Source organism: Pseudomonas sp. p21 (assembly GCF_001642705.1).
Lineage (GTDB): Bacteria > Pseudomonadota > Gammaproteobacteria > Pseudomonadales > Pseudomonadaceae > Aquipseudomonas.
On the sequence record NZ_LWBV01000002.1, the window covers coordinates 69,601 to 95,975 of the forward strand.

Here is a 26,375-nt window from a genome sequence, read left to right on the forward strand (position 1 = left end):
TTGCCAATACAAATTTCAACGCCCGCTACGCCGCTCCGCCCGCGCCACTCGCTGCGCTTCTTCGTGCGCCTCTTCCAGCACCTCCTGCACATACAGAATGTGCCGGCTGGACACCTCCCGCGCATCCTCCGCCCTGCCCTCGACAATCGCCAGGTACAGTTCCCGGTGCTGGCTGATCAGCATGTCCCGGGTCTCGGTCCGCTGTTGGTACATGCCACCAATGTTGGTCACCACGTTGCGCTTGAGCAGGTCGAACAAGCCCCGAATGGTGTGCAGCAGCACGGCGTTATGACTGGCCTCGGCAATCGCCAGGTGGAAACACGCATCGGCGGCGCCCTCCTCCGCCCGGGTCACTTCGTCAGCCCTGGCATAGCAGTCCTGCAGCGCATCGAAGGCCGCCTTGAGCCGCGCCCGGTCCGGCTCGGTGGCGCGCCGGGCCGCGTAGTAGGCGCAGGAAGCCTCCAAGGTATGGCGGAATTCGAGCAGGTCACGCTGCGCCTCGGCACTGTGCTCAAGCAACTGCAACAACGGGTCGCTGAAGGTGGACCCCAGAGACTCGGCGACAAAATTGCCCCCGCCCTGGCGGCTGACCAGCAGCCCCTTGGCCACCAGCTTCTGGATCGCCTCACGCAGTGACGGGCGGGACACGCCGAACTGCTCGGCGAGGACGCGCTCGGCCGGCAGCCGCTGCCCCGAGGTCAGCGTGCCTTCCAGAATCATCCCTTCCAACCGATCGACGATGTCGTCAGACAGGCGCCGTTGGCGGACCTGATCAAAAACCATCACATGCTCTCCACAAACCCCCGGCAGATTTCAGGGGGCGTCTATTCTCGCCGATCCAGGCCGCGCAAACACCCACCAGGCAACGATTTTCCCAGCCCATCAGGCGCCCGCTCATCGGCACGCGACCAAAGTTTTGCACGGGACAAATTGACACACCCACGACGACGCTTTTAACCTAGCGACCAGCCATTGTAAATTGGTCTTACCAATTATCCAATGCCGGTGCCTGACCAACAACAATTAGGGGCCACCCCATATGCAAACCTGGCAACAACTCTATAGCCCGCTTGGTAGTCTTGGCCTGTCCGCACTGGCGGCGGTCATTCCCATCGTCTTCTTCTTCCTTGCCCTCGCCGTGTTCCGCCTCAAAGGCCACGTGGCCGGCAGCATCACCCTCGCGTTGTCGATCCTGGTGGCAATCTTTGCCTTCCAGATGCCTGTCGACATGGCATTCGCCGCCGCGGGTTATGGCTTCCTCTACGGCCTCTGGCCGATTGCCTGGATCATCGTTGCCGCGGTGTTCCTGTACAAACTCACGGTCAAGAGCGGCCAGTTCGAAGTGATCCGCAGCTCGGTGCTGTCGATTACCGACGACCAGCGCCTGCAAGTGCTGCTGATCGGCTTCTGCTTCGGTGCCTTCCTGGAAGGTGCGGCGGGCTTTGGTGCACCGGTGGCAATCACTGCCGCGCTGCTGGTGGGCCTGGGCTTCAACCCGCTGTACGCCGCCGGCCTGTGCCTGATCGCCAACACCGCGCCAGTGGCCTTCGGCGCCCTGGGTATCCCGATCATCGTGGCCGGCCAGGTCACCGGTATCGACGCCTTCCACATCGGTGCCATGACCGGTCGCCAGCTGCCGCTGCTGTCGCTGTTCGTGCCGTTCTGGCTGGTGTTCATGATGGACGGCCTGCGTGGCGTGAAGGAAACCTGGCCTGCCGCCCTGGTCGCCGGCCTGAGCTTCGCCGTCACCCAGTACTTCACCTCGAACTTCATCGGCCCGGAGCTGCCGGACATCACCTCGGCCTTGGCCAGCCTGATCGCCCTGACCCTGTTCCTGAAAGTCTGGCAGCCCAAGCGTTCGTTCGCCGAAGCCAAAGGCAGCGTCGGTGCCGCCGTGGTGCAGCCAAGCGGCAGCCAGCCAAGCCCCTACAGCTTTGGCGAGATCTTCAAGGCCTGGTCGCCGTTCCTGATCCTCACCGTGCTGGTGACCATCTGGACCCTGAAGCCATTCAAGGCGGCCTTCGCCCCGGGCGGCGCGATGTACAACTTCGTGTTCAACTTCGCCATCCCGCACCTCGACCAGCTGGTGATCAAGAGCGCACCGATCGTCGCCGCGCCAACCGCCATGCCAGCGGTGTTCAAGCTCGACCCGATCTCTGCCACCGGCACCGCGATCTTCCTCTCGGCGCTGATCTCCATGGCGGTGCTGAAGATCAACTTCAAAACTGGTCTGACCACTTTCAAGGAAACCTTCTGGGAACTGCGTTGGCCCATCCTGTCGATCGGCATGGTGCTGGCCTTCGCCTTCGTCACCAACTACTCGGGCATGTCCTCGACCATGGCCCTGGTGCTGGCCGGTACCGGTGCCGCGTTCCCGTTCTTCTCGCCGTTCCTTGGCTGGCTGGGCGTGTTCCTGACCGGTTCCGACACCTCGTCCAACGCCCTGTTCAGCTCGCTGCAGGCCACCACCGCACACCAGATCGGGGTCAACGACACCCTGCTGGTGGCTGCCAACACCAGCGGCGGCGTGACCGGCAAGATGATCTCGCCGCAATCGATCGCCGTGGCCTGCGCCGCTACCGGCCTGGTCGGCAAGGAATCCGACCTGTTCCGCTTCACCGTCAAGCACAGCCTGTTCTTCGCCACCATCGTCGGCCTGATCACCCTGATCCAGGCCTACTGGCTGACCGGCATGCTGGTTCATCACTAAAGTGAAAGGGGCCGGGCGCCATGGCGCGCCCGGCAATCCCCACACGCAACGCTGCGAGAATCCATGATCATTTCTGCCTCTACCGACTATCGCGCCGCGGCCCAACGCAAGCTGCCTCCCTTCCTGTTCCACTATGCCGACGGCGGCGCCTACGCCGAGCACACCCTGCGCCACAACGTCTCGGACCTGGCCAGCATTGCCCTGCGTCAGCGCGTGCTGAAGAACATGTCCGAGCTCAGCCTGCAGACCAAGCTGTTCGACGAAACCCTGAGCATGCCGGTGGCCCTCGCCCCGGTCGGCCTTACCGGCATGTACGCCCGCCGTGGCGAAGTGCAGGCGGCGCGCGCAGCGGCGGCCCACGGCATCCCGTTCACCATGTCCACGGTGTCGGTGTGCCCGATCGAAGAAGTGGCCCCGGCCATCGACCGGCCGATGTGGTTCCAGCTGTACGTGCTCAAGGACCGCGGTTTCATGCGCAACGCCCTGGAGCGGGCCAAGGCCGCCGGGGTCAAGACCCTGGTGTTCACCGTCGACATGCCAACCCCAGGCGCCCGCTACCGCGACGCCCACTCTGGCATGAGCGGCAAGAACGGCCCGCTGCGCCGCGTGCTGCAAGCCATGACCCACCCCGAGTGGGCATGGGATGTCGGCGTGATGGGCCGCCCACACGACCTGGGCAACATTTCCACCTACCGTGGCAACCCCACGGGCCTTGCCGACTACATCGGCTGGCTGGCCAACAACTTCGACCCGTCGATCTCCTGGAAAGACCTGGAGTGGATCCGCGACTTCTGGGACGGCCCGATGATCATCAAGGGCATTCTCGATGCCGATGACGCCCGCGATGCGGTCAGGTTCGGTGCCGATGGCATCGTCGTGTCCAACCATGGCGGCCGCCAGCTTGACGGTGTGCTGTCCAGCGCCCGTGCCCTGCCGGCGATTGCCGATGCGGTCAAAGGTGACCTGAAGATCCTCGCCGACTCCGGCATCCGCAGCGGCCTCGACGTGGTACGCATGATCGCCCTGGGCGCCGATACCGTACTGATCGGCCGCGCCTTCCTCTACGCCCTTGCCGTGCACGGCCAGGCCGGGGTGAAAAACCTGCTGGAGCTGTTCGAGAAGGAAATGCGCGTAGCCATGGTGCTGACCGGCGCCAAGTCGATCAGCGAAATCACCCGCGACTCGCTGGTACGCGAACTGGGCGCCTGACCGCCCGCAAGAACGACCGCCTGATTGACCCGGGGCATGTGGCGCACAGACGCCACGGCCCCGCGAGGAGACTGCATGAGCCTGCCCGCCGCGTTCCTGCGTGATGCCGAGCGCCTGATCCCCGCCGAACGCCGTTTCGACGACCCCACCTCCACCCTGGCCTTCGGCACCGACGCCAGCTTCTACCGGCTGATTCCCAAGCTGGTGGTGCGCGTCGAGTCCGAGGACGAAGTGGTCGGCCTGATCAAACTGGCCCAGCGCGAGCGCGTGCCGGTCACCTTCCGCGCCGCCGGCACCAGCCTGTCCGGCCAGGCCATCAGCGACTCGGTGCTGATCGTGCTCGGCGATAACTGGAACGGTCGCGAAATCCGCGGCCAAGGCGAGCAGATCCGCCTGCAACCCGGGGTCATCGGCGCCCAGGCCAACGCCTGGCTGGCGCCTTTCGGGCGCAAGATCGGCCCCGACCCGGCCTCGATCAACGCCTGCAAGATCGGCGGTATCGTCGCCAACAACGCCAGCGGCATGTGCTGCGGCACCGCGCAGAACACCTACCACACCCTGGCCGGCCTGCGCCTGGTGCTGGCCGACGGCACGCGCCTGGACAGCGAAGACCCGGCCAGCGTCGCCGCGTTCGAGGCCAGCCACGCCGACCTGCTGGAAGCACTGGCCCGCCTGGGCCGCGAGACCCGCGCCAACACCGCACTTGCCGAGCGTATCCGGCACAAGTACCGGCTGAAGAACACCACCGGCCTGTCGCTGAACGCGCTGGTGGACTACGACCAGCCGCTGGATATCCTGCAGCACCTGCTGGTCGGTTCCGAAGGTACCCTGGGCTTCATCAGTGCCGTCACCTACGACACCGTGCCCGACCACCCGCACAAGGCCAGCGCCCTGCTGGTGTTCCCCAGTGTGGAAAGCTGCTGCCGCGCGGTGACCGTGCTCAAGCGCCAGCCGGTTTCGGCCGTGGAACTGCTCGACCGCCGCAGCCTGCGCTCGGTGCAGGACATGCCTGGCATGCCGCTGTGGGTAAAAGGCCTGTCGGACAACGCCTGCGCCCTGCTGATCGAGTCCCGCGCCGCCAGCCAGAGCCTGCTGCATGAACAACTGCAACAGGTGATGGCCTCGATTGCCGACTTCCCACTGGAACAGCAGGTGGACTTCAGCGAAGACCCGGCCGTGTACAACCAGTTGTGGAAAATCCGCAAGGACACCTTCCCCGCCGTTGGCGCCGTGCGCCAGACCGGCACCACCGTCATCATCGAAGACGTCACCTTCCCCATCGAGCAACTGGCCGAAGGCGTCAACCGCCTGATCCAGCTGTTCGACAAGCACCGCTACGACGAAGCGATCATTTTCGGCCATGCCCTGGAAGGCAACCTGCATTTCGTCTTTACCCAGGGTTTCAACAGCGCCGAGGAAGTCGCCCGCTACCAGGCCTTCATGGACGACGTGGCGCAACTGGTGGCAGTGGAGTTCGGCGGCTCGCTCAAGGCCGAGCACGGCACCGGGCGCAACATGGCGCCGTTCGTGGAGCTGGAGTGGGGGCAGGATGCCTACCAGCTGATGTGGAAACTCAAGCGCCTGCTCGACCCCAACGGCATCCTCAACCCCGACGTGGTGTTGAGCGAAGACCCAGACATCCACCTGAAAAACCTCAAGCCGCTGCCCGCTGCCGACGAAATCGTCGACAAGTGCATCGAGTGCGGCTTCTGCGAACCGGTGTGCCCGTCCAAGGGCCTGACCCTCAGCCCGCGCCAGCGCATCGTCATGTGGCGTGACATCCAGGCCAAACAGCGCGCCGGCATCGACACCCGCGAGCTAATGCAGACCTACCAGTACCAGGGTATCGACACCTGCGCCGCCACCGGCCTGTGCGCCCAGCGCTGCCCGGTCGGCATCAACACCGGCGAACTGGTGAAGAAACTGCGCAGCCAGGCCGCCGAGCACGAAAAAACCGCCGACTGGTTGGCCGAACACTTCCACACCGCCCTGGGCGGCGCGCGCCTGACCCTGACCGCTGCCAACACCGCACGCAAGCTGCTCGGCGCCCCACGCCTGGGCCGCCTGAGTGCCGCGCTGAACAAAGCCAGCAAAGGCCGCCTGCCGCAGTGGACCCCGGCCATGCCACAACCCCTGCGTCCGCTGGACTTCGGCCCGGCCAGCAACGACGCCCGCCCCCGCGTGGTGTACCTGGCAGCCTGCGTCTCGCGGGTGATGGGCCCGGCCTACGCCGACCGCGAGCAGAGCTCGCTACTGGACAAGACCCGCGCCCTGCTTGAGAAGGCCGGTTACCAGGTGGTGTTCCCCGACAACGCCGACAGCCTGTGCTGCGGCCAGCCGTTCGCCTCCAAGGGCTACCCCGAGCAGGCCGAACACAAACGCCAGGAACTGATCGCCGCCCTGCTGCACGCCAGCCGCGGCGGCCTCGACCCGATCTACTGCGACACCAGCCCCTGCACCCTGCGCCTGGTGCAGGACCTGAGCGACACCCGGCTGGACCTATACGACCCGGTGCGCTTCATCCGCACCCACCTGCTCGAGCGCCTGGAATTCACCCCCCAGGACGAACCGGTGGCCGTGCACGTGACCTGCAGCACCCAGCACTTAGGCGAAAGCCAGGCGCTGATCGACCTGGCGCGGCGTTGCAGCAAACAGGTGGTGATCCCGGAGGGCATACACTGCTGCGGCTTTGCCGGTGACAAAGGCTTCACCACCCCCGAACTCAACGCCCACTCGCTGCGCAGCCTGAAGGATGCGGTGCAATATTGCAGCGAAGGCATCTCCACCAGCCGCACCTGCGAGATCGGCCTGTCCAGCCACAGCGGCATCGACTACCACGGCCTGGTCTACCTGGTAGACCGCGTCACCCGGCCACGCAGCATCTGACGGCTTACATAAACCTGACAGCCGCCGCAAATCCCCTGTAGGAGCGGGCATGCCCGCGAACACCGGCGCAGCCGGTGCCATACACCGCGCCGCCTGCTTCGCGGGCACGCCCGCTCCCACCGGTACAGGGATACCCGAGCCAAGCCAATTCCATGTGGGAGCGGGTTCACCCGCGAACACCGGCAAAGCCGGTGCCATCCCCCCCCTCATTCGACCCCGCCACCATCCCGATTGAACCCCTGCCAACTCCCCGCAGTCCACCCTTACAGGCCCACCTTCCAGAGGCCCCGAAGGAGACTCCCATGAAAGGTACCGCGCTTTCGGCCCTGTTCGCGGCCGCCACCCTGCTGGCTTCGCCGGTGTTCGCCGCCGAAGACCTGTGCACTGCCAACCTGCAAAAGATCGACGACAGCATGGCCACCGCCGGCGCCACCTCCGAAGGCCTGGACAAGGCCATTACCGAGCACGTCGACAAAGCCAAGGCTGCCCAGGCCTCGGGCGATACCAAGGAATGCATCGCCATCACCAGCAAAGTCCTGGAGCGCCTGGAAAAAACCGAGAAAGGCAGCGGCGGTAGCGGCGCGTGAGCCCAGAGGCGGGCGACCGGTCCGGCTGTCGACGTCGCCCGAACAATGGCGTATACTCGGCCTCACGTACCGTAAGGTGCGTTAGCCAAGAGCTAGTGTGGGGCCGATTAGGATTCGACGCCGGTAGCGAAACTCTAGGTGCATGCCGAGTTGGTAACAGAACTCGTAAATCCACTGTTGCAACTTTCTATAGTTGCCAATGACGAAACCTTCGAGGCGCGTCTCGCTGCTTAAGTGCAGCTGACCTGACCTTCTGGTAGCTTCGGCTCCAGCAATCATCAGGGGATGCCTGTAAACCCGAAATGATTGTCATACAGAACAGGATCGTCGTGTAGCACGTTGGGGGCAAAGCGACTAAAACTTACCCAACTCGTCCAAAGCACCCTGCCCGTCGGGCGGCTGCGGATTAACTCAGTAGACACGGCTAAGCATGTAGTACCGACAGCGGAGTACTGGCGGACGGGGGTTCAAATCCCCCCGGCTCCACCAAATCCCAAAGAAGAAGACGCCCTCGGGCGTCTTTTTTTGTGCCTGGATTTTAGGGTGTGCGAGCCCCAAAAATCAGATTTCACCCCTTCCGTGTAGGCCGTTTCCCAAAGATACTCCCTGCGCCTGTTTTCCGTTGCGGTCGTTTTTTCAGCGTTCTAGGCTCGGTGGGTCGTTGCACATCAACGACCAGCTTTGACAGGCTGATGACGACCAAACACACGGTTTTGCCTATGGCGGCTGTGTGTGGGGCACCTCGTGTGCGCCGGTTTGGTCTTCACCGGTCTGTCAACCCATACACGGCTGCCACCACTTGTTTGACAGCAAGCGCTGGTCGCTCCACTGAGGACCAAAATATGCTGAAGATTGTCCCCGCCCCACCATCTCCATTCCCTGGAAGACACGATCATGCTGGCCCCGGACTCTGTGGGAGCGGGCATGCCCGCGAAGAATCCAACGCGGTGTATGGCACCGGCTGCGCCGGTGTTCGCGGGTAACCCCGCTCCCACAGAGCCTCGCCAAATCAATGAGTTATGTGCAGCTCCATGAAAACCCGGCTTGCGGGAGACAGGGCCAGCACAAGCACCTGCTACACGAGGGAGATCGATCAATGGCCACCGAAGACACCCAATGCACAGTCGGTAAAACCATCTTCTACCAAGGTGAAAACCAGACTCACCCACTCTTTCGCATCGAGGCCGGCATTCCCTGCCAGAGCGCCCGTGAACAAGCCTCGGAACTGATGGGCTACGCGCGGGACCTGACCATCGACGGCTTGATGGAAGACAAACCGAAGCTGATCTGGGCCGCGCACTACCTCTGCGCCTTGGGCAAAGCGCTACTGGATGATGCCGAACTCGGCATGATGCGCTGAACAGCGCACCACCCTACCCCGTGCAGGACCAACCTCAAAAACGGACTTCGACCAACAGATACGGGGGTCAAAGGACGAATGGTCGAAATGTGTCAGGCACGGGGAATTGCAGGGAGTTTTTTGCCACTACAGGCGCCTCAATCAGGCGCGTTCGTCGTGGTGAAGTGAACTTCACTTTTTCGGCGTGTCAGATTAGGTCCTTGTCAAGCGAACTTCAGTAGAGGTACAGCCTTATGAGCATGGCCACAATTGTAAGTGCCGTGATTTCCAGTCTCGCACCCAGTGTCTTTGACCATAACAGCCTGCAAGAACCCGGCGCGCATGTCGCTGCCGTCGAATACCACTACGGTATGAACATCGATGTGAAACGGGTATTGCAACGCACCGATACATCCGACAAGACCGGCGTGGTACCGGTGACCGTAGTGTATGAAGACAGTAACGGCGAAATTCATAAAATCCGTTTCCTCGAATGGGGTGGAAGCCCCGCCGCCCCTACTGGCGTGGCCTGATCCGCCCAACGTTAAATCCCCCCCAGAAGCGGAAGTCAAACCTCATAGGCACTCAGTGCAGATGATGTTTTTTATTACCTGAACATGATCGAATGATTAAAAGTTCATTCGCGAAAAACACTATTGCCTTGGCAGTCTAACGCTGCAAATTAATAGATAGTCATCACTGAAATCAAGTTACACCCAACCACAGCACGCTCTAGTCAATCCGTGCTGGGTGTAATGCTGAGCAGTTCACAAAGTTTTACTTGAGGATACCCAAATGAAAACCATGAAAGTTCTCTTCGTTGCCGCCGCCCTGACCGCTTCTTCTCTGGCGATGGCCTCCGGCGGTGGCGATCGGACCTTCGCACGCATGGAGTCAGCCCGCAAAGCCTCGATGCAGGCGTTCCAGCTTGCACAGAAACAAAAGGCAGAAGCCGCTGTAGCTGAAAGCAAAGCCAAGCCAGCCAATGACGCCAAAGGCTGATCGGTGTAGCGCGTCCTCCAGCCTGGCCAGATAGCAGGCGTTTTCGATCCATATACCGTCACAACCAGCGCATGCACATATGCCGCTAGGGTCGGGACGCAGTGATCGGGGACAGGGGGACGCTCTGCGTGGCTTTGGCCATCTGGGTGATTTCCACCTGCAGCTGGTCTTTGCCGAGCAGGTAGTCGGCCAGTTTCTGCGAGAACGGCCAGTAGTTCAGCGTAGCGGTCAGGGTCAACGGCCCGACGGCGTCGGTCGGCACCTGGAAGGAGAACTCGCCGATTTCGTAGCCCTTGGGCAGAATGCGGTTGTCCGAGAGGATTTGCGTGGCATTCCAGACCTCGACATCCAACGGATTACCGTCCTTGTCACCGATGTGCACTTTGAAGTTTCGCGTGTTGTCCTCGGTCTTGCCGTCCTTGATCGAACCCAGCCGATAGAGCTCTCGCCCACTGGCATCCAGCACCCGGAAATCGATCCACATCTCCCGGCCCTCCGGAAAGCCGGTCGGCAGTTTGTGCCCGGCGCCGACGTTGGCAACTTTGACGGCCACCGAGGTGAATTGCCCGGGTGTGATGACTGCCGGCGGTTGCTGGAAGGTTATTTCCGCTGCATGCACAAGCATGTCGCGCGCGCGTTGCGCGCCCTCTTCCTGGCCGAGATGCTTGAGCATCATGGCATTGGCTCCGCTGAACCAATGCGAGGCAACATCTTCGCGGTCTGGCCCCATGATCGCGGCCTTACCCGCAAAACCTGGCATATGGCAACCTTGGCAAGTGATACCGTCAAGGCTGTAGGCGCTCTCCTGCCACTCGTCATACGTGCGCTCGACCGCCACGCTGCTGAAGGGATGCGTGACGTTGTGGCAGGTGCCACAAAAGTCCGAGCGCGTGTGTAAAGCGGAATAGACGGTATCGTGATACGGCGATACGGCATCTTTGCGCGGCCCGAACTTGGTCGGTTTACCATGTGCCCGAGGGCTCAGAACATAGGCGCCGTTATCGAGGCCAGTGCGGGTACTGATGTTGTGGCAGCTCTCGCAATCGACCCCAGGCATCGGATGATTCTTCGCGCTGTCTTCAATCGAGGAGCGATTGACTTGCGAATTGATCTGCCCGGTCGTGAGACCGATCGGGGTATGGCAGCCGGTGCAGAAGTTGTCGACCTTACCCTCGGTGGCCGCACTCGCACGCTTGAGCAAGGCCCGATAGATAGGTTCATCCCAGGCCTGGGACATCATGGATGAGCGCCACTGCCTGTAGATCTCCGTATGGCAAGCACCGCATACCTGAGCGTTGTCGAAGTCCTTCACATTCAGCACCAGGTTGCCGGGGGTATTGGCCCGGTGCGGGAAAAACGGCATCGCGCCAGTCACATGCATGAGCCTGGAGCGCGCCGGCTCCAGCCACTTGTCGTTACTTTGATTGTCATTACCCTGAGGTTCGTCGGCCACCGCCGCCAGCGTTACCATCAGCAGGCAGGCTAGAAAACACAACTGGGGCAGCGCTAACCGCACACACATATACCTGGAGTGGCTCATAAGCATTTCCCCTGGACGGTTGTAGAGGCGCGCAGCAATGCTTTTATTGAGTAGCCAGGGGTATTTGCGCTGCCAACCGATGGTTACCTGCAATCACCCAATAGGTACTGTCAGCTCCGCTGCTTCCCGACTCTGCACCTTTGATGAGCAGGATATGCTCACTCAGCAATTGGCTTGCCAGCTCGCAAGAATATGTCGGGGCAACAGGAAGACCAGCAGACATTGTTCAGCGCTTGAAGCGCTCAGTGAATGGAGGCCCACACACTGCTGGGGTATCACGCCCATTAGTGGGGAACCTCACCCCGAAGTCGGGGGGAACGAAAACGCTGGCGGGTTCCTGCGCCGCGGGAAGTTTCATGCTACTTACGCTTGAGTTGTGCCACAGCCACTATGAAACCGTAGTTTCCATGGTGCCTGCCGTGCTAGCGACCACAAGCGCCACTATACAGGCCAGCAAAGCGAATGCCGTGAACACCGCCATCACATGCATGCATGGCATGACATGATTCCAGGCTCGGGCTACCCCCAGAAAAGCGGCGAACAGCCAACCACTCATAGAGAACGCCCCCAAGAGCGCAAGGCGACCGCGGTCGGAACCTGGTAACAAGACGAAAGGGGCTTTTTGCAATAACGGGAAGCCGACGCGATGTAACAGACCGCCATTCAGCGTCAGCAGTGCAACAACCGCAACCTTGGCCCAGAGCTTCTGGTTGAGCAAATACGCTGTGCCCTCGAGGAGATACCCCTGAAGTATTAACAGCAGACCACTGCCCCAAAGGGCCAATAACGCGAGGGTGGCGATTTTCCTGGTTTCTTGCAGGTACTCATGCTTTGCCTGATCCAGCGCTTCCTTGCGCCAGCTCCAAAGCTTGTGATCGGCAAGCAATACCCTGCCCAGGGCAATACAGGTGGCGAGCAGATGAACATACACGAGGAGCATTTTCAGCATTATTTTTTGACCTTGTTTTTATATGGACAATGCGCTCCCTGCATCATGAAATTTAATCTTAATGATAGTGATTACCTCCTGCAACATAATGTTTCAAAGTCATCAAATCAGCGCCTGCACGGGTGAATTTTTCCTCGCCCCCTGCGCAAAACCCAGCAGGCAGCCTTTGATCCGCTCAAGTCTGTTCATGCCTTCCCTATCACTCTTCTGCGCAGACGAGGTTTTGCAAAAGCACCAGCTTGCTTTGCAGTTGCGCGATGTGCGCTTTGTCGGCACGCCGTGCCGCACGTAGCTCCCGGTTTTCCATCTCCCATATCCGCGCCCAACGCGCGTTGTGGCGGCAGGCCAGGGCCATCTGCCAGAGTTCGCGCAACTTCAGGTACTGCATCAGGAGCACCGCCAGGATCACGCCAATCAACACCAACGCCCCTGTCGAAACCGCCTCAGACATAGTCATGTCCACTTCCTTTACTGGCTTAAAATCATTTCGAAGACAGCGAGAAGATATGTAGCGATTTACGACAGGTCTAGAATGTAGACTTATACAGGTAAAGTAATCGCGCACATGGAGAGGGTATGAAACGCAAGCAATCCATCGAGCAGGTACGCTGGGACCTGGCACTTCGCTATCGCTTGATCGAGACCGTTGCCTGGTGGGAAGGCCGGCTGACCACGGGCCACCTGATGCAGAGCTTTGGCATCAGCCGCCAGCAGGCGTCCAAGGACATCAATACCTACATCACCGAACATGCGCCCAAAAACTTGACATATGACAAGCAGCTCAAGGGCTATGTGCCCGGCAAGCAATTCAAGCCACTGTTCATCGACGACAGCGCCAGCGCCTATCTGCACCTGCTCTATCAGAACAATGAACGGGCCCCGCACATCGACGGGCTGGCACTGGCCTATGCGCATACCCGGGTGCTGGAAGTGCCTGACCGGCCTATTCGCCCGGAGGTGCTGCGCCCCTTGCTCAAGGCCTGCCGTGAAGGCCTGCGCCTGGAAACCGAATACGTGTCCTTCAATACCCCCAACGTGGAGGTTCGCCTCATCGCCCCACACACGCTGGTCTACACCGGCATGCGCTGGCACGTGAGGGCTTACTGCGAGAAGAATGGCCAGTACCGCGACTTCGTCCTCAGCCGCCTGCGTGGGCAGCCAGACTTGCTCGACCAATCACCGAACACGCGCGAGCAGGATGAAGACTGGAATGTCGAGGTACCGGTCATCTTCGAACCTGATGGGCGATTGAATGCGGCGCAGAAGGCAATCATCGAAACCGACTTCGGCATGACGCAGGGGCAATTGGTGGTGCCCAGCCGCAGGGCACTGGTGAAGTACGTGTTGCAACGCTACCAGATCGACCACCGCAACCTGGCAGTGCTCCCCGAGGCGCAGCAACTGGTGGTGAGTAACCTCAAGGAACTGAAGCCGTGGCTGTTGAATGACTGAGTGTCGAATGCCGCGACGAGGGGCTTGATGCCCCGAGTCGCTGTGTCCAGATGCCCCGCCGCCCGCTTCATGATTGCCCCTCAGCCAGCAACCCCTCCGGCATGGCTGGCAACGGCCGGCTCAGCAACACGCCGACCAGCACCGCAAACAGCAGCGCCGCCACACCCGCGACCTGCAACACGGCTTCGAAGCCTCCGATGAACGCCTGGCGGGCCAAGGGGGCCACCGTTTCCCGCAACCCGGGCTCAAGCAACCCCAACGCCGCGTGCAAGTCCCCAGCGGCAACCCGCGTGGCCATCGCGGTAACCTGCCCCGATTGCCCGGGCGCCACCACAGCCATGGCCTCGTGCAGCAATTGCCCGCTACGAGCAGCCAGCACGCCACCGAGCACTCCAATGGCCAGCACGATCGCCCCGAACCGCGTGGTGGTACTCAACCCCGAAGCCATGCCCGTACGCTCACGCGGCACACAAGCCATGATGTTCTTCTGCGTATCGCCATTCAACAGCCCGGCACCAGCGCCCAGCACCAGGCTGGCCAGGGCGAATGCGCTATAGCCGCCATGGCCCGCAGCCCAGGCACACAGCAGGTTACCCGCCCCCACCAGCACCAGCCCAAGCGCGAACACCTGCGCCGGGCTCAAGTGCGCAGCCAGGCGCATGCCCAGACGTGGCGTCAGCAGCATGGCCACGGCAAACGGCAGCATGCCCGCTCCTGCAGCCAGGGCCGACAACTGCAGGCCGTTCTGCAAGTAAAGCGGCAGCAGGGTCATCATCACCTGGGCGCAGGCGGCGTAGGCGAACATGCCCAGCAAGGCGCCAACGAAGCGCCCGCTACGCATCAGCCGCAGGTCGATCATCGGCCGTTCCTGGCTGCGCTCGACCATGACGAACAGGCCGAACAGGAAGGCACTGATCACCAGTCGAGCGAGGGTTTGCGCGCTGCCCCAGCCCACCTGGTTGGCATCGATCATCGCCCAGATCAGGTAGCCCAGGCTGCCGGCGAAGGTCAGGCTGCCCCACGGGTCGAGCCGGGCCGCGGCGCTGTCGCGGGACTCCTCGACACTGCGCAGCACCATTACCGCAAGCAGCGCCACCAACGGCAAGTTGATGTAGAAGATCCAGCGCCAGCCCAGGGTACTGGCGATCACCCCGCCCAGCAGCGGCGCAAAGGTGATGGTGGCGCCCATGCAGGCGCCCCAGAAGGCCCAGGCGCGCATGCGCTCCTGAGGTTGGTGGAAGCGGTTGCCGATCGCGGCCAGGGCCGAGGTCAGCAGCAATGCCGCGCCAACGCCCTTGGCTGCCCTGGCCAGGTCGAGGAACAGCAGGTTGGGCGCCGCGCCGCAGGCCAGTGACGCCAGGCCGAACAGGGCCAGCCCGAGCAGCAGCATGCGGCGGCGACCAAAGCGGTCGGCCAGGCTGCCGGCGGGCAGCAGGCAGGCGGCGAAGGCCAGCAGGTAGGCGCTGACCACCCATTCGATATCGGCGAACGAGCCGGACAGGTCGCGGGCAATGCTGGGCAGGCTGACCGCGACGATGTTGGTGTCGAGGATGATCAGGGCGCAGACCAGGGAGGCGGTGAGCAGGGTGAAACGCGCAGAGGGCATGGTGAGACTCCGGATGCAGGGCTGGTTGGATTTGGCGGTGTTGTTGGCCTGCAAGATCGCCGGGGGCTGCTTTGCAGCCCATCGCAGGCAAGCCAGCTCCTACAGAAACCGCACCGCCTTCGAGGATTGCGCAATACCTGTAGCAACCCCCAGGCAGCCTTTGCCGCCAAGCCACCAGCCTTGTAGTGTTGGCCTCACCATAACGCCGCCAGCCCCCAGGCTTGTTAGCCCCGGCGGCCTGCGTCATTACCCTGTAGGTAACACCCATGGAAATCCGCCATTTCCGCTACTTCCTCTGCGTCGCCCGCCACGGTCACTTCACCCGCGCCGCCGAGCAACTGGGCATCGCCCCGCCCACCCTCAGCCGGCAGATCCAGGACATGGAGCGCGAACTGGGCGTGCGCCTGTTCGAGCGCAACCAGCGCGAGGTCAACCTCACCGCCGCCGGCCAGGCCCTGTTGATCGAGGCCGAACATGCCGTACGCCAGTTCGACGCCGCGCAACTGGGCGCGCAACGGGCAGCCCGAGGCGAAAGCGGGCGCATCGAGCTGGGCTATGTGGCCTCGGCCGCGTACTCGGGCATGCTCCAGCAGCAAGTCAGCCGTTACAGCGAAACCTGCCCCGGCGTGCGCCTGAATATTCGCGAATTGCCCATGGCCGAACTGCCCGGCATGGTCCGCGATGGCCTGCTCGACCTTGCCTATGTGCGCTCGCCGCTGGAGCTGCCCGAAGAGCTCGAAGCCATCGCCTTGCACCAGGAAGGTTTCGTCCTGGCCCTGCCCGCCAGCTCGCGGATCAATGAGGTTCCGCAGATCCCGGCTTCGCGCCTGGCCAATGAAACCTTCATCCTGCCCGAGCAGATCTCCGGCACGCTGGAGGTAGCGGCACAAGGTGGCTTCGTCCCGAGGCTCGGCCCACAGCCGGGTAGCCTGGTGGCGGTGATCACCCTGGTGTCACTCGGCCAAGGCATCGCAGTGGTGCCGGAATCGGTGGTACAGCGCATCAGCCTGCCGCAGGTGAACTACCGGCGTATTGTCGACTGCCAGGCCAGCTCGTGGCTTAGCCTGATTCACCGGCGCTTCGAGAAAGCGCCAGCGACAATCAGATACATCAAGATGATGGAGGGCTGAAAAAACAAAGGGCACCCATCCACTGGTGCCCTTTGCCCTACCGCCAGGTGAACTCAATCACCCCATCGAACGCACCGCCACGGGTTGCGCATGGCCCCGCGTGGTCACGATCCCCAGGAAGGAAATCACGATCGCCAGGCCCAATGTCGAGCTCACTTCTGCCCGGTGTTCAGGCGTGAACATCATGACCGCCAGTGCCCCGCCAATGAACAGGATCACCGCCCAGGTCAGGTACGGGAACAGCCACATGCGGAACTTCAGCTCGGTGTTCTCCCGCTCCAGGCGGCGGCGCATGCGCAGCTGCGAAATGGCGATGACCATGTACACCAGCAAGGCAATGGCGCCGGAGCTGGCCAGCAGGAACTCGAACACGCCCTTCGGCGCGAAGTAGTTGAGGATGGCAATGGCCGCGCCGATCAGCGTGCTACCGAATACCGCAGCGCGCGGTACACCGACCTTGGAGGTCTTGTTGAGCATGGCCGGGGCGTCACCGCGCTTGGCCAGCGAATACATCATCCGCGAGGCAATGTAGATCGACGAGTTCATGCAGCTGGTCACTGCCACCAGCACCACCAGGTCGACCATGAAGGCCGCGTTGGGAATGTTCATGATCTCCAGCGCACGCTGGTAGGAACCCACCACCGCCAGCTGAGGGTCGTTCCACGGCACCACCGAAATGATCACGAAGATCGACAGGATGTAGAAGGTGCTGATGCGCCAGATCACCGAGCGAGTGGCCTTGGCGATGTTGCGCGACGGGTCGCTGGATTCGGACGCGGCGATGGTCACCGCTTCGGTGCCGATGAAGCTGAACATCACGGTGATGAACGCACCGACCACAGCCGACCAGCCCTTCGGCGCGAAGCCGCCGTGCTCGGCCATCAAGCCGCTCAGGCCACTGACCTCACGGTTGGGCAGCCAGCCCATCAGCGCGGCGAAACCCAGGCCGATGAAACCGAGAATGGCCGTGACCTTGAGAATGGCGAACCAGAATTCGAACTCACCGTACTTGGCCACGCTGAACAGGTTGGTACCGGCCAGCAGCAGCACCGAAGCCAGGGCGAATATCCAGCTGTCCACCTGCGGGAACCAGGCGTTCAGCACATGCCCGGCGGCCAGCGCTTCGATCGGGATCACCAGTACCCAGAACCACCAGTACAACCAGCCGATGGTGTAGCCGGCCCAGCGGCCGATGGCCTGCTCGGCGTAGGTGGAAAACGATCCGGTGTCCGGGTGTGCCACGGCCATTTCGCCGAGCATGCGCATGACCAGTACCACCAGGGCCCCGGCCACGAAATAGGAAACTATGGTAGCTGGCCCGGCTGCCGCGATGGCATGGCCAGAGCCGACGAAAAGTCCGGCGCCGATGATGCCGGCGATGGACAGCATCGTTACATGACGTGGCTTGAAACCTTGTGCAAGGTTGCCATCAGATCCCACGGTGTTCATTGATGTTGTTCTCTTTTTGCTGACACAAGGATGGACGGGCAGGCGTAGGCGAAAATATCTCCTTTGAAATCAATAAGTCGACACGTTAGTCGCGTTCTGTTGTTGATATTTGGCGCGCGTCACAGAGCAACGTGTCAGTGCAGGTGGGGTTTCATTTAAGCCGCGCAGGGCTGTGGGTAATTACACGAGAACGCCCCGGAACTGTTCGATCACGACAGGGTATTTACATTGCCGCCAGCTATCACCGACGGCATGCCCGATCCCGTCACCGGGCCGTCTGGAGCTTTTGTTTTTCATTCGAGTGTATTGTGCCTGGGCCGCAAAGCAGCCCAGGCCGTTACCAGGTCAGGCAGATCTTGCCGAAATGCCGGTTGCTCTCCTGATAACGGAACGCCTCGACGATCTGCTCCAGCTCGAAATGCTTGTCCACCACCGGCCGCAGGCCGTTGGCATCGATCGCCCGCACCATCGCCTGCTGCTGGGCGCGGCTGCCCACCAGCACGCCTTGCAGGCGAATCTGCCGCACCAGCGCCTGCACCAACGGCAACTGCCCGGCCACGCCGGTGAGGATGCCGATCAACGACACATGTCCACCGATGCGCGTGGCAATCATCGATTGCTCCAACGTCGCCGGGCCGCCCACTTCGATCACATGGTCGACGCCGCGGTTGCCGGTCAGCTCGCGCACTTTCTCACCCCAGGCCGGGGTGCTCTTGTAGTTGATCAGGTGGTCGGCACCCAGGGCCTTCAGACGCTCCAGCTTGGCGTCGCTGGACGAGGTGGCGATCACCGTCGCACCGGCCAGCTTGGCAAACTGCAGGGCGAAGATCGACACACCACCGGTGCCCTGCACCAGCACCGTATCGCCGGGCTTGAGGTGGTCGTCGCTCATCAGCGCACGCCAGGCAGTGAGACCGGCCGTGGTCAGCGTGGCAGCTTCAGCGTGGCTGAAGCCCTTGGGCGCCAGGGTGAACGCGGTGGCGCGAGCGGTGACCTGTTCACGGGCGTAACCATCGATACCGTCGCCGGGCACTCTGGCAAAGCCTTCGACATTGGCCTGGCCGTCAAGCCAGTCGGGGAAGAAGGTACTGACCACATTGTCGCCAACCTGGAACTCGGTGACGCCACTCCCCACCGCGACCACTTCACCCGCGCCATCGGCCATGGGGATGCGCCGCTCGCTCGGGCCCCACATGCCGCTGACCACGGCGAAATCGTGATAATTGAGGGAGCTGGCGTGCAGGCGCACGGTGATCTCGCCGGCCTGGGGTGCAGGAGCCTCGCTGCTACCGACCTCGACCTTGTCGTAGCCGCCGCCGGGTTTTACGTAAATGGCCTTGCTGGTCATGGGTAGGGTCTCCGTTCAGGGAATAGATTGGGGTTCAGCATAGACAGGTCCGGCCTCTTCGCGGGTGAACCCGCTCCCACAGGTTGAGTGCTGGACTTGAGCTCGGCGCGGTCCCTGTAGGAGCGGGTTTACCCGCGAAGAGGCCCGCACAGGCGACACAAAAACTCAGCCCAGCATCACCTTCAATGCCCGGCAATCGGCCGCATGCCAATCCACCAGTTCCGGCCACGGATTGTCCGGCAGGTTCACCAGCACCGTGCGCGCCCCCGCAGCCCGCCCACAGTCCAGGTCAAACCGGTAATCCCCCACCATCACCAGCTCACCCGGTGCCACACCCCAGGCATTGGCAATCTTCAGCAGCCCATCCGGGCTAGGCTTGGGCGCCGCTTCGTCACGCCCGAGAATATGCTCCACCGGGAAGCAGTCCGCCAGGCCGATGGCCTCCAGCGTCACATGCGCCAACTCGCGGGCATTGCGGGTCAGAATGCCCAGCCGACAACCACGCTCGGCCAGTTCGCGCACCAGTTCCACCGCCCCGGTGGCCGCCGTGGAGGCAATTGCCAGGTCGCGCTCGTGCTCCAGCAGCCAGGCATGCTTGGCCGCCGCTTCGTCCGCCGGCAAGGCCGCCAGGTGGGTGAGGATGTCGTGCTCGGCCGGGATGTCCAGCGCCACGCGGATGGCGGCAAAATCGTGCACGGCCACGGTCAGGGTGCCGTCCATGTCGAACACCCAGTTGCGCACCTCGCCCAGGCTCATGCCCAGTCCTTGCGATGTCGAATCAGGCCTTCCTGGCACGACGACGCCACCAGTTGCCCGGCCTGGTTGAAGATGTTGCCGCGGCAGAAGCCACGGGCATTACCCGCCCAAGGGCTGTCGGTGGCGTACAGCAGCCACTCGTCGGCACGCAGGTTGCCGTGGAACCACAGTGAGTGGTCGAGGCTGGCGATCTGCATGTCGCGCTGCCACACCGATTTGCCATGGGGCAGCAACGAAGTGGTCAGCAGGCCGAAGTCCGAGGCGTAGGCCAGCAGGTATTTGTGCAGGGCGGGGATATCGGGCAGGTTGCCGTCGGCGCGAAACCAGGCGTACTTCACCGGGTCGCCAGGCTTGGGGTTGAACGGGTCGCGCTCGGTGACCGGGCGGATCTCGATCGGCTTGGCGCACAGCACCTTGTCGCGAATGCGCTCGGGCAGCTGGTCGGCCATGGCCCGGGCCAGCTCGACTTCACTGGGCAGGTTCTCCGGGCCGACCACCTCAGGCATCGGCGCCTGGTGCTGGAAACCTTCCTCGTCGTACTGGAACGAGGCGCTGCAGGTAAAGATCGTCTGGCCTTTCTGAATCGCCGTCACCCGCCGGGTGCTGAAGCTGCCGCCATCGCGCACGCGGTCCACCGAATACACCACCGGCAGGCTGGCATCGCCAGGGCGCAGGAAGTAGCCGTGCAACGAATGCACATGGCGTGCATCCTCGACCGTCTGGCTGGCCGCCGACAATGATTGGCCCAATACCTGCCCGCCGTACAACTGGCGGAAGCCCAGGTCCTGGCTGCGTCCACGGAACAGGTTCTCCTCGATGGACTCGAGGCTCAACAGGTCGACCAGGTCGTCCAACACATGACTCATCGGGGGTTCTCCGTAGGAGCGAGTCTTGCTCGCGATGCGCCGCCCAAGCGGCGCTCGATCTCATAGGCGCTGAACATCTTGCGGCAAGCGCCCTCCATTAGGGAAATGATACAGGGTTTGTCATTCGCGCCGGACATGGCCATGCATTCAGGCGCGCAGGGTACGCTCCCAGTGTGCGCGGTCGATGCGGTACAGCACATGCGGACGCAGCGGGTGGCCCACGGGCAGGCGGGGGTGTTCGAAACTACCGTTCAGGTCCTGCTGCATACCGATGGCCTGCATGACCTTCTGCGAGGGCAGGTTGCTCTCGCTAGTGAACGACACCACCTCTTCCAGGCGCAATTGGGCGAAAGCGCAACGCAGGCAAGTCCACGCCGCCTCACTGGCAAAACCCAGGCCCCAGTGACGGCGTGCCAGGCGCCAGCCGATCTCCACCGCCGGCGTGAAATCGGCATCGAAGCCCACGTGCAGCAACCCGGTCATGCCGATGAATGCACCGCTGTCCTTGCGCTCCAGGGCCCACAGGCCAAAGCCGTACTCATTGAAATGCCCGCGCACACGGCCGATCAGCGCGGCTGCCTCCAGGCGCGTCAGCGGCGCCGGGAAGTAGCGCATCACCTGCGGGTCGGCGCACATCGCAGCGAACTCGCGCAGGTCTTCGTCGTGCCATTGGCGCAGCACCAGGCGTGCGCTTTCCAGTTGCAAGATAGGGGTCATGGGACATGCTCCGGTTTTACTGTCTTGCAGTTTACAGCGTAGGCGCGGGCGCTGGTTTCACCCAGCCGGCATGCCCGAATGCAATTTTCACATGTCCTTCACCGCCCCCCGACAGGCCGCTTGGCAGGATGCCTGCCATCCACCGCCGCGCCAACCGCGGCCACGCCAACGGAGCAATGCATGCTAATCAGCAACACCCAGGGGCACCCTGCCATCCAAGCCCGGCGCAAGCGACGCCTGACCCGCAAAGCCCTCGGTGCCGCCCTTGGCCTGTGCATGGTCGTGGCGGCGTTGAGCACCTGGCTGGCGACGAGGACGCACATCGTGGACCTTGGCAACGAACAACAGTTGAGTGACAGCGGCCTGCTGCAGGACTGGGCCGGCGGTGCAGTGATCGTGATGATCCGCCACGCCGAGCGCTGCGACAGCGCCCCCGGCCCGTGCCTGGACGACCCCACCGGCATCACCGTGGCTGGCAGCCAGGCCGCGGCCCGCGTTGGCCAAGGGCTGCACGAGTTGGGCCTGAACAACGCCGATATGCTCAGCAGCCCGAAACTGCGCACACGGCAAACCGCGCATTTCATCCTTGGCCAGGCGGTGGCCAGTGAGGAGTGGCTGGAAGGGTGCGGCAACCAGTTCGCCAGCGAAGCGCTGGCGCACAAACGGCCGGGGCATAACCTGGTGCTGGTGACCCACAACGGTTGCATCGATCATTTTGCCCGCCAGCAGAACGTTGCGGGTGGCGAACGTGAGAGTGGCTATGCCAGTGCGCTGTTCGTTTCGGTGGATAGTAATGGCAAGGCGCGCATCCTCGGCCGCCTGAACGAGCCGGACTGGCAACGGGTGCTGGCCAGCACCACGAAATAACACGCCAATCGTCTAGGTTGTCGCTATTCCGTGTAGGAGCAGCCTTGCGCTGCGAAGAGGCCATAGCCGCCACAGAACATTGTCCTCCATGCCGGCCCTTTCGCAGCACAAGGCTGCTCCTACACGTGATCGGCCAGCAAGCTCATGGCAAGATCAGCACTGGCCCCGATTGCGATCCCACCCATGCCATTGCCGCTGATCTACCACGAAGACTACAGCCCGGAGTTCCCTGCCGAACACCGCTTCCCCATGGACAAGTTCCGCCTGCTGCACGACCACTTGATCGACAGCGGGCTGACCACCGACCAGGCCCTACTGCGCCCGGACATCTGCCCCAACGACATTCTCGCCCTGGCCCACGACCGCAGCTACATCGAGCGCTACATGAACGGCGACCTGTCGCGCGAGGACCAGCGTCGCCTCGGCCTGCCCTGGAGCGAGGCCCTGGCCCGGCGTACCGTGCGCGCCGTAGGCGGCTCGCTGCTGAGCGCCGAGATGGCGCTGCAGCACGGCATCGCCTGCCACCTTGCCGGCGGCACTCACCACGCCCATTACGATCATCCTGCCGGCTTCTGCATCTTCAACGACCTGGCCGTGATCAGCCGCTACCTGCTGGAGGCTGGCCGGGTACACCGGGTGCTGATCTTCGACTGCGATGTGCATCAGGGTGATGGCACCGCGCGCATCCTGCACGACACACCAGACGCCATCACCGTGTCGCTGCACTGTGAACAGAACTTCCCGGCGCGCAAGGCGCAAAGCGATTGGGACATCCCCCTGCCCCGCGGCATGGGTGACATGGCCTACCTGAAGGTGGTGGACGACGCCCTCAACTACCTGCTGCCGCTCTATCGACCCGACCTGGTGCTGTATGACGCCGGGGTCGATGTGCACAAGGACGACGCCCTGGGCTATCTGCAATTGACCGATGCAGGCGTTGCCGCCCGTGACGAGGCGGTGCTGCGCCACTGCCTGGGCCGCGACATCCCGGTGGTGGGCGTGATCGGCGGTGGCTACAGCAAGGACCGCGCAGCCCTGGCCAGGCGCCACGGCATCCTTCATCACAGCGCGGCACGCGTCATCGGTTGTTCACAATGACTGTGGAACCGCTTGTGGATAACCTGCGGGAAAGGCGCTGCAGCCCTTTACAGGCAAGGCCTGCAGAACACTGATCATTTTTTGATCAGTGCTTCCACAGGCCGCGCTGCGCTAGAATGCGCCTCTTTTCCACAGCCTGCTGCCCACCATGTCTGATCTGAGCCCCGCCTCCCCTCCCCTCGCTGTCGTCATCGGCGGCGGCCCAGCCGGCCTGATGGCCGCCGAAGCACTGGCCCAGGCGGGCCTGGCGGTCGAGGTGTTCGATGCCATGCCTTCGGTGGGCCGCAAGTTCCTGCTGGCAGGTGTCGGAGGCATGAACATCACCCATTCCGAGCCCTACCCGGCGTTCGTCAGCCGCTATGCCGAGCGCCAGGGCGAAATTGCTGCGCTGCTGCGCGACTTCGATGCCGACGCCTTGCGCCAGTGGATTCACGGCCTGGGCATCGAAACCTTCGTCGGCACTTCGGGCCGGGTGTTCCCCACCGACATGAAAGCCGCGCCACTGCTGCGCGCCTGGCTCAAGCGCCTGCGCGACGGCGGGGTAGTTATCCACACCCGTCACCGCTGGTTGGGCTGGAACAGCGAGGGGGCATTGCGGATTGCTTATCCACAGGGCGAGCGGCTGGTGAAGGCCGCCGTAGTGGTGTTGGCGCTGGGTGGCGGCAGTTGGGCCCGACTGGGTTCGGACGGGAGCTGGCAACCGTTGCTGGCCGCACGGGCTGTGGATATTTCGCCCTTGCAGCCCAGCAACTGCGGTTTTGAAGTGGCAGGCTGGAGCGCGCTGCTCAAGGACAAGTTCGCCGGTGCGCCGTTGAAGAACATTGCCCTCAGCGTTCCCGGCAGCGCGCCGCGCAAGGGAGAGTTCATCCTCACCGCGCAGGGTGTGGAAGGCAGCCTGGTGTATGCCTGGTCAGCACCGGTGCGCGAGGCCATCAACCGTGAGGGCCACGGGGTGTTGCTGCTCGACCTGTTGCCGGACAAGCCTGTGGACAAGATTGCCCAGGCGCTGGCCAAGCCACGGGGTTCGCGCTCCATGGCCAAGCACCTGCACAGCCAGTTGGGTATCGATGGGGTCAAGGCGGCGCTGTTGCGTGAGCTGACCGATCAGGCGACCTTTGCCGCCCCTGATGCCTTGGCGAGGGCGATCAAGGCATTGCCGATCACGCTGGTGCGCACACGGCCGCTGGATGAAGCGATCAGCAGCGCGGGTGGGGTACGTTTCGAGGCGTTGGATGAGGGCTTGATGGTCAAGGGCATGCCGGGGGTGTTCTGTGCCGGCGAGATGCTGGACTGGGAGGCGCCGACCGGGGGGTATCTGCTGACGGCGTGCTTTGCCAGCGGCTTGCGGGCCGGGCGGGCGGCGGCGGATTGGCTCAAATCCCAAGGCTGACACCGTCCGCCTGTGGGAGCGGGTTTACCCGCGAACACGGGCGAAGCCCGTGCCAGACACCGCGTCGCATTCTTCGCGGGTAAACCCGCTCCCACAGAGACCGCGTAGACCGCAAATCTACGGCTTACGCTTGCGCGCCCCACCATTGAAACTAGGCACCTTGCGCACTGCCTTCACCGCCGGCTCCGCACTGCCTGATTCAGCACTGTCCATCCAGCGCCCCAACCCGCGCTTGGCGCTGTTTTCTTTCGGCTTCTTGGGCTTCTTCGGTTTCTTGATCACCTGGCCACTGGCGTCGGTCATCGGCACGCGGTGGTCAGGGATGAAATCCGGCTCTTCATGACGCGGCAAGGTTTGCCGGGTAAGCACTTCGATCGCCGCCAGCAACTGCACTTCATCCGCACACACCAGCGAAATGGCCTCGCCCTTGTTGCCCGCCCGCCCGGTACGCCCGATGCGGTGCACGTAATCCTCGGCAACGATCGGCAGGTCAAGGTTGACCACCAGCGGCAAGTCATCGATATCCAGGCCGCGGGCCGCCACATCGGTTGCCACCAGCACCTGGATTTCGCGGGCCTTGAAGCTGTCCAGCGCACGCTGACGGGTGGCTTGCGGGCGGTCACCGTGGATGCCGTCGGCATTCACACCCTCGGCCAGCAAGCGCTCCACCAGTTGGTCCACACCATTGCGAGTCTTGGCGAACACCAGCACCTGCTTCCAGCGTTGCTTGCGCAGCAGGTGGCAGAACAGGTCGACCTTGCGCTTTTTATCCACAGGCACCAGCCACTGTTTGACGCTGGTGGCCGTGGCATTGCGCGGGCTGACTTCGATGCTCAGCGGGTCATTCAGGGCCAGCCCCGCCAGCATGCGGATCTGGTCGGAGAACGTGGCGGAGAACAGCAACGTCTGGCGCTTGCGTGGCAGCGCGGCGTACACCGACTGCAGCTCTTCGGCAAAGCCCAGGTCAAGCATGCGGTCGGCTTCGTCCAGCACCAGCGTCTGTACCTGGTTGAACTTCACGGCGTTCTGCCGGAACAGGTCGAGCAAGCGCCCCGGGGTGGCCACCAGCAGGTCGACACCACGGCGCAGGCGCATCATCTGCGGGTTGATGCTGACCCCGCCATACACCGCGTAGGTGCTCAGCGGCAGATTCTCGGCATACTCGCGCACGTTGTTGTGCACCTGCTCGGCCAGCTCACGGGTGGGCACCAGCACCAGCGCGCGGATCGAGTTGCTGGCCACCTTCTCGCCTTCCAGCGCCAGGCGCTGCAGCACGGGCAGGGCAAAGCCCGCGGTCTTGCCGGTGCCGGTCTGGGCCGCAGCCATCAGGTCGCGGCCGGCCAGCACGGCGGGGATGGCCTTGGCCTGCACCGGGGTCGGGGTGGTGTAGTCCAGTTGCTGCAGGGTGCGCAGCAGTGGTTCGATCAGGCCGAGTTTGGCGAAATTCATGGCAATACCGTCAGGGGGTTCAGCG

23 protein-coding genes and 1 other RNA gene are annotated in these 26,375 nt (G+C 63.0%); 13 read left to right on the forward strand and 11 right to left on the reverse strand.

All coding sequences use genetic code 11. The annotated features are described in order from the left end of the window. Positions 1-15: 15 nt before the first annotated feature. Positions 16-783, reverse strand: coding sequence for an FCD domain-containing protein (locus tag A4C63_RS05290; protein ID WP_063911802.1), 768 nt, complete (start codon positions 781-783; stop codon positions 16-18). A gap of 256 nt (positions 784-1,039) precedes the next feature. On the opposite strand from A4C63_RS05290, the gene A4C63_RS05295 reads away from it, so the two are divergent. The 8 genes from A4C63_RS05295 (at position 1,040) to A4C63_RS05330 (ending at position 9,733) form a co-directional block, all read left to right on the forward strand. After that, entirely contained in the window at positions 1,040-2,710 is a 1,671-nt protein-coding gene (locus A4C63_RS05295) for a lactate permease LctP family transporter (protein WP_063911803.1), read from the forward strand. A gap of 63 nt (positions 2,711-2,773) precedes the next feature. Then, positions 2,774-3,919, forward strand: coding sequence for an FMN-dependent L-lactate dehydrogenase LldD (gene lldD, locus A4C63_RS05300; protein WP_063911804.1), 1,146 nt, complete (start codon positions 2,774-2,776; stop codon positions 3,917-3,919). Between the two features lie 75 nt (positions 3,920-3,994). Next, positions 3,995-6,805, forward strand: coding sequence for an FAD-binding and (Fe-S)-binding domain-containing protein (locus A4C63_RS05305; protein WP_063911805.1), 2,811 nt, complete (start codon positions 3,995-3,997; stop codon positions 6,803-6,805). 302 nt (positions 6,806-7,107) lie between these two features. Further along, positions 7,108-7,392, forward strand: a complete 285-nt coding sequence (locus A4C63_RS05310) for a hypothetical protein (RefSeq protein ID WP_063911806.1) — start codon at positions 7,108-7,110, stop codon at positions 7,390-7,392. A gap of 99 nt (positions 7,393-7,491) precedes the next feature. Then, positions 7,492-7,881, forward strand: a transfer-messenger RNA (tmRNA) gene (gene ssrA, locus A4C63_RS05315). 607 nt (positions 7,882-8,488) lie between these two features. After that, the gene (locus A4C63_RS05320; RefSeq protein WP_063911807.1) at positions 8,489-8,752 is read left to right on the forward strand and encodes a DUF3077 domain-containing protein; all 264 of its coding nucleotides are present in this window, start codon (positions 8,489-8,491) and stop codon (positions 8,750-8,752) included. Positions 8,753-8,985: 233 nt separating this feature from the next. After that, on the forward strand, positions 8,986-9,264 hold the full coding sequence (locus A4C63_RS05325; RefSeq protein WP_063911808.1) for a DUF2790 domain-containing protein: 279 nt from the start codon (positions 8,986-8,988) through the stop codon (positions 9,262-9,264). A gap of 262 nt (positions 9,265-9,526) precedes the next feature. Beyond that, positions 9,527-9,733 (forward strand): co-regulatory protein PtrA N-terminal domain-containing protein, encoded by a 207-nt coding sequence (locus A4C63_RS05330; RefSeq protein ID WP_063911809.1) that lies wholly within the window; start codon positions 9,527-9,529, stop codon positions 9,731-9,733. Between the two features lie 85 nt (positions 9,734-9,818). Here the strand turns inward: A4C63_RS05330 and A4C63_RS05335 are convergent, their stop codons facing one another. From A4C63_RS05335 to A4C63_RS05345, 3 genes are all read right to left on the reverse strand, one after another. Next, positions 9,819-11,273: a multiheme c-type cytochrome gene (locus A4C63_RS05335; protein WP_063911810.1), complete on the reverse strand. Its 1,455-nt coding sequence runs from the start codon at positions 11,271-11,273 to the stop codon at positions 9,819-9,821. A 388-nt stretch (positions 11,274-11,661) separates the two neighbouring features. Beyond that, complete coding sequence (locus tag A4C63_RS05340) at positions 11,662-12,222, reverse strand: hypothetical protein (RefSeq protein WP_063911811.1); 561 nt, start codon at positions 12,220-12,222, stop codon at positions 11,662-11,664. A gap of 199 nt (positions 12,223-12,421) precedes the next feature. Next, positions 12,422-12,679 (reverse strand): hypothetical protein, encoded by a 258-nt coding sequence (locus A4C63_RS05345; protein WP_063911812.1) that lies wholly within the window; start codon positions 12,677-12,679, stop codon positions 12,422-12,424. Between the two features lie 119 nt (positions 12,680-12,798). On the opposite strand from A4C63_RS05345, the gene A4C63_RS05350 reads away from it, so the two are divergent. Continuing rightward, a complete protein-coding gene (locus A4C63_RS05350; protein ID WP_063911813.1) occupies positions 12,799-13,674 on the forward strand; it encodes a WYL domain-containing protein in 876 nt (291 codons plus the stop codon). Between the two features lie 67 nt (positions 13,675-13,741). Here A4C63_RS05350 and A4C63_RS05355 read toward each other — a convergent pair whose 3' ends face one another. Beyond that, on the reverse strand, positions 13,742-15,280 hold the full coding sequence (locus A4C63_RS05355) for an MFS transporter (protein WP_063911814.1): 1,539 nt from the start codon (positions 15,278-15,280) through the stop codon (positions 13,742-13,744). A gap of 266 nt (positions 15,281-15,546) precedes the next feature. Here A4C63_RS05355 and A4C63_RS05360 point away from each other — a divergent pair, with 266 nt between their 5' ends. Beyond that, the gene (locus A4C63_RS05360) at positions 15,547-16,410 is read left to right on the forward strand and encodes a LysR family transcriptional regulator (protein ID WP_063911815.1); all 864 of its coding nucleotides are present in this window, start codon (positions 15,547-15,549) and stop codon (positions 16,408-16,410) included. 57 nt (positions 16,411-16,467) lie between these two features. Here A4C63_RS05360 and gabP read toward each other — a convergent pair whose 3' ends face one another. From gabP to A4C63_RS05385, 5 genes are all read right to left on the reverse strand, one after another. Then, positions 16,468-17,859, reverse strand: coding sequence for a GABA permease (gene gabP / locus A4C63_RS05365; RefSeq protein WP_063911816.1), 1,392 nt, complete (start codon positions 17,857-17,859; stop codon positions 16,468-16,470). A 337-nt stretch (positions 17,860-18,196) separates the two neighbouring features. After that, positions 18,197-19,207, reverse strand: coding sequence for an NAD(P)-dependent alcohol dehydrogenase (locus A4C63_RS05370; RefSeq protein ID WP_063911817.1), 1,011 nt, complete (start codon positions 19,205-19,207; stop codon positions 18,197-18,199). Between the two features lie 165 nt (positions 19,208-19,372). Continuing rightward, positions 19,373-19,963 (reverse strand): HAD family hydrolase, encoded by a 591-nt coding sequence (locus tag A4C63_RS05375; RefSeq protein ID WP_063911818.1) that lies wholly within the window; start codon positions 19,961-19,963, stop codon positions 19,373-19,375. Next, positions 19,960-20,829 (reverse strand): acyl-CoA thioesterase II, encoded by an 870-nt coding sequence (gene tesB, locus A4C63_RS05380; protein WP_063911819.1) that lies wholly within the window; start codon positions 20,827-20,829, stop codon positions 19,960-19,962. The genes A4C63_RS05375 and tesB overlap by 4 nt, the downstream gene beginning before the upstream one ends. A gap of 147 nt (positions 20,830-20,976) precedes the next feature. Next, entirely contained in the window at positions 20,977-21,546 is a 570-nt protein-coding gene (locus A4C63_RS05385) for a GNAT family N-acetyltransferase (protein ID WP_063911820.1), read from the reverse strand. 180 nt (positions 21,547-21,726) lie between these two features. Between A4C63_RS05385 and A4C63_RS05390 the strand changes: the two genes are divergently transcribed. From A4C63_RS05390 to A4C63_RS05400, 3 genes are all read left to right on the forward strand, one after another. Next, positions 21,727-22,413 (forward strand): histidine phosphatase family protein, encoded by a 687-nt coding sequence (locus A4C63_RS05390; protein ID WP_063911821.1) that lies wholly within the window; start codon positions 21,727-21,729, stop codon positions 22,411-22,413. Between the two features lie 183 nt (positions 22,414-22,596). Next, the gene (locus A4C63_RS05395) at positions 22,597-23,511 is read left to right on the forward strand and encodes a histone deacetylase (protein WP_015271914.1); all 915 of its coding nucleotides are present in this window, start codon (positions 22,597-22,599) and stop codon (positions 23,509-23,511) included. Between the two features lie 148 nt (positions 23,512-23,659). Further along, complete coding sequence (locus tag A4C63_RS05400; RefSeq protein WP_063911822.1) at positions 23,660-24,901, forward strand: TIGR03862 family flavoprotein; 1,242 nt, start codon at positions 23,660-23,662, stop codon at positions 24,899-24,901. Positions 24,902-25,018: 117 nt separating this feature from the next. On the opposite strand, the gene A4C63_RS05405 is transcribed toward A4C63_RS05400, so the two are convergent. Next, positions 25,019-26,350 (reverse strand): DEAD/DEAH box helicase, encoded by a 1,332-nt coding sequence (locus A4C63_RS05405; RefSeq protein WP_013974320.1) that lies wholly within the window; start codon positions 26,348-26,350, stop codon positions 25,019-25,021. Positions 26,351-26,375: the final 25 nt, after the last annotated feature.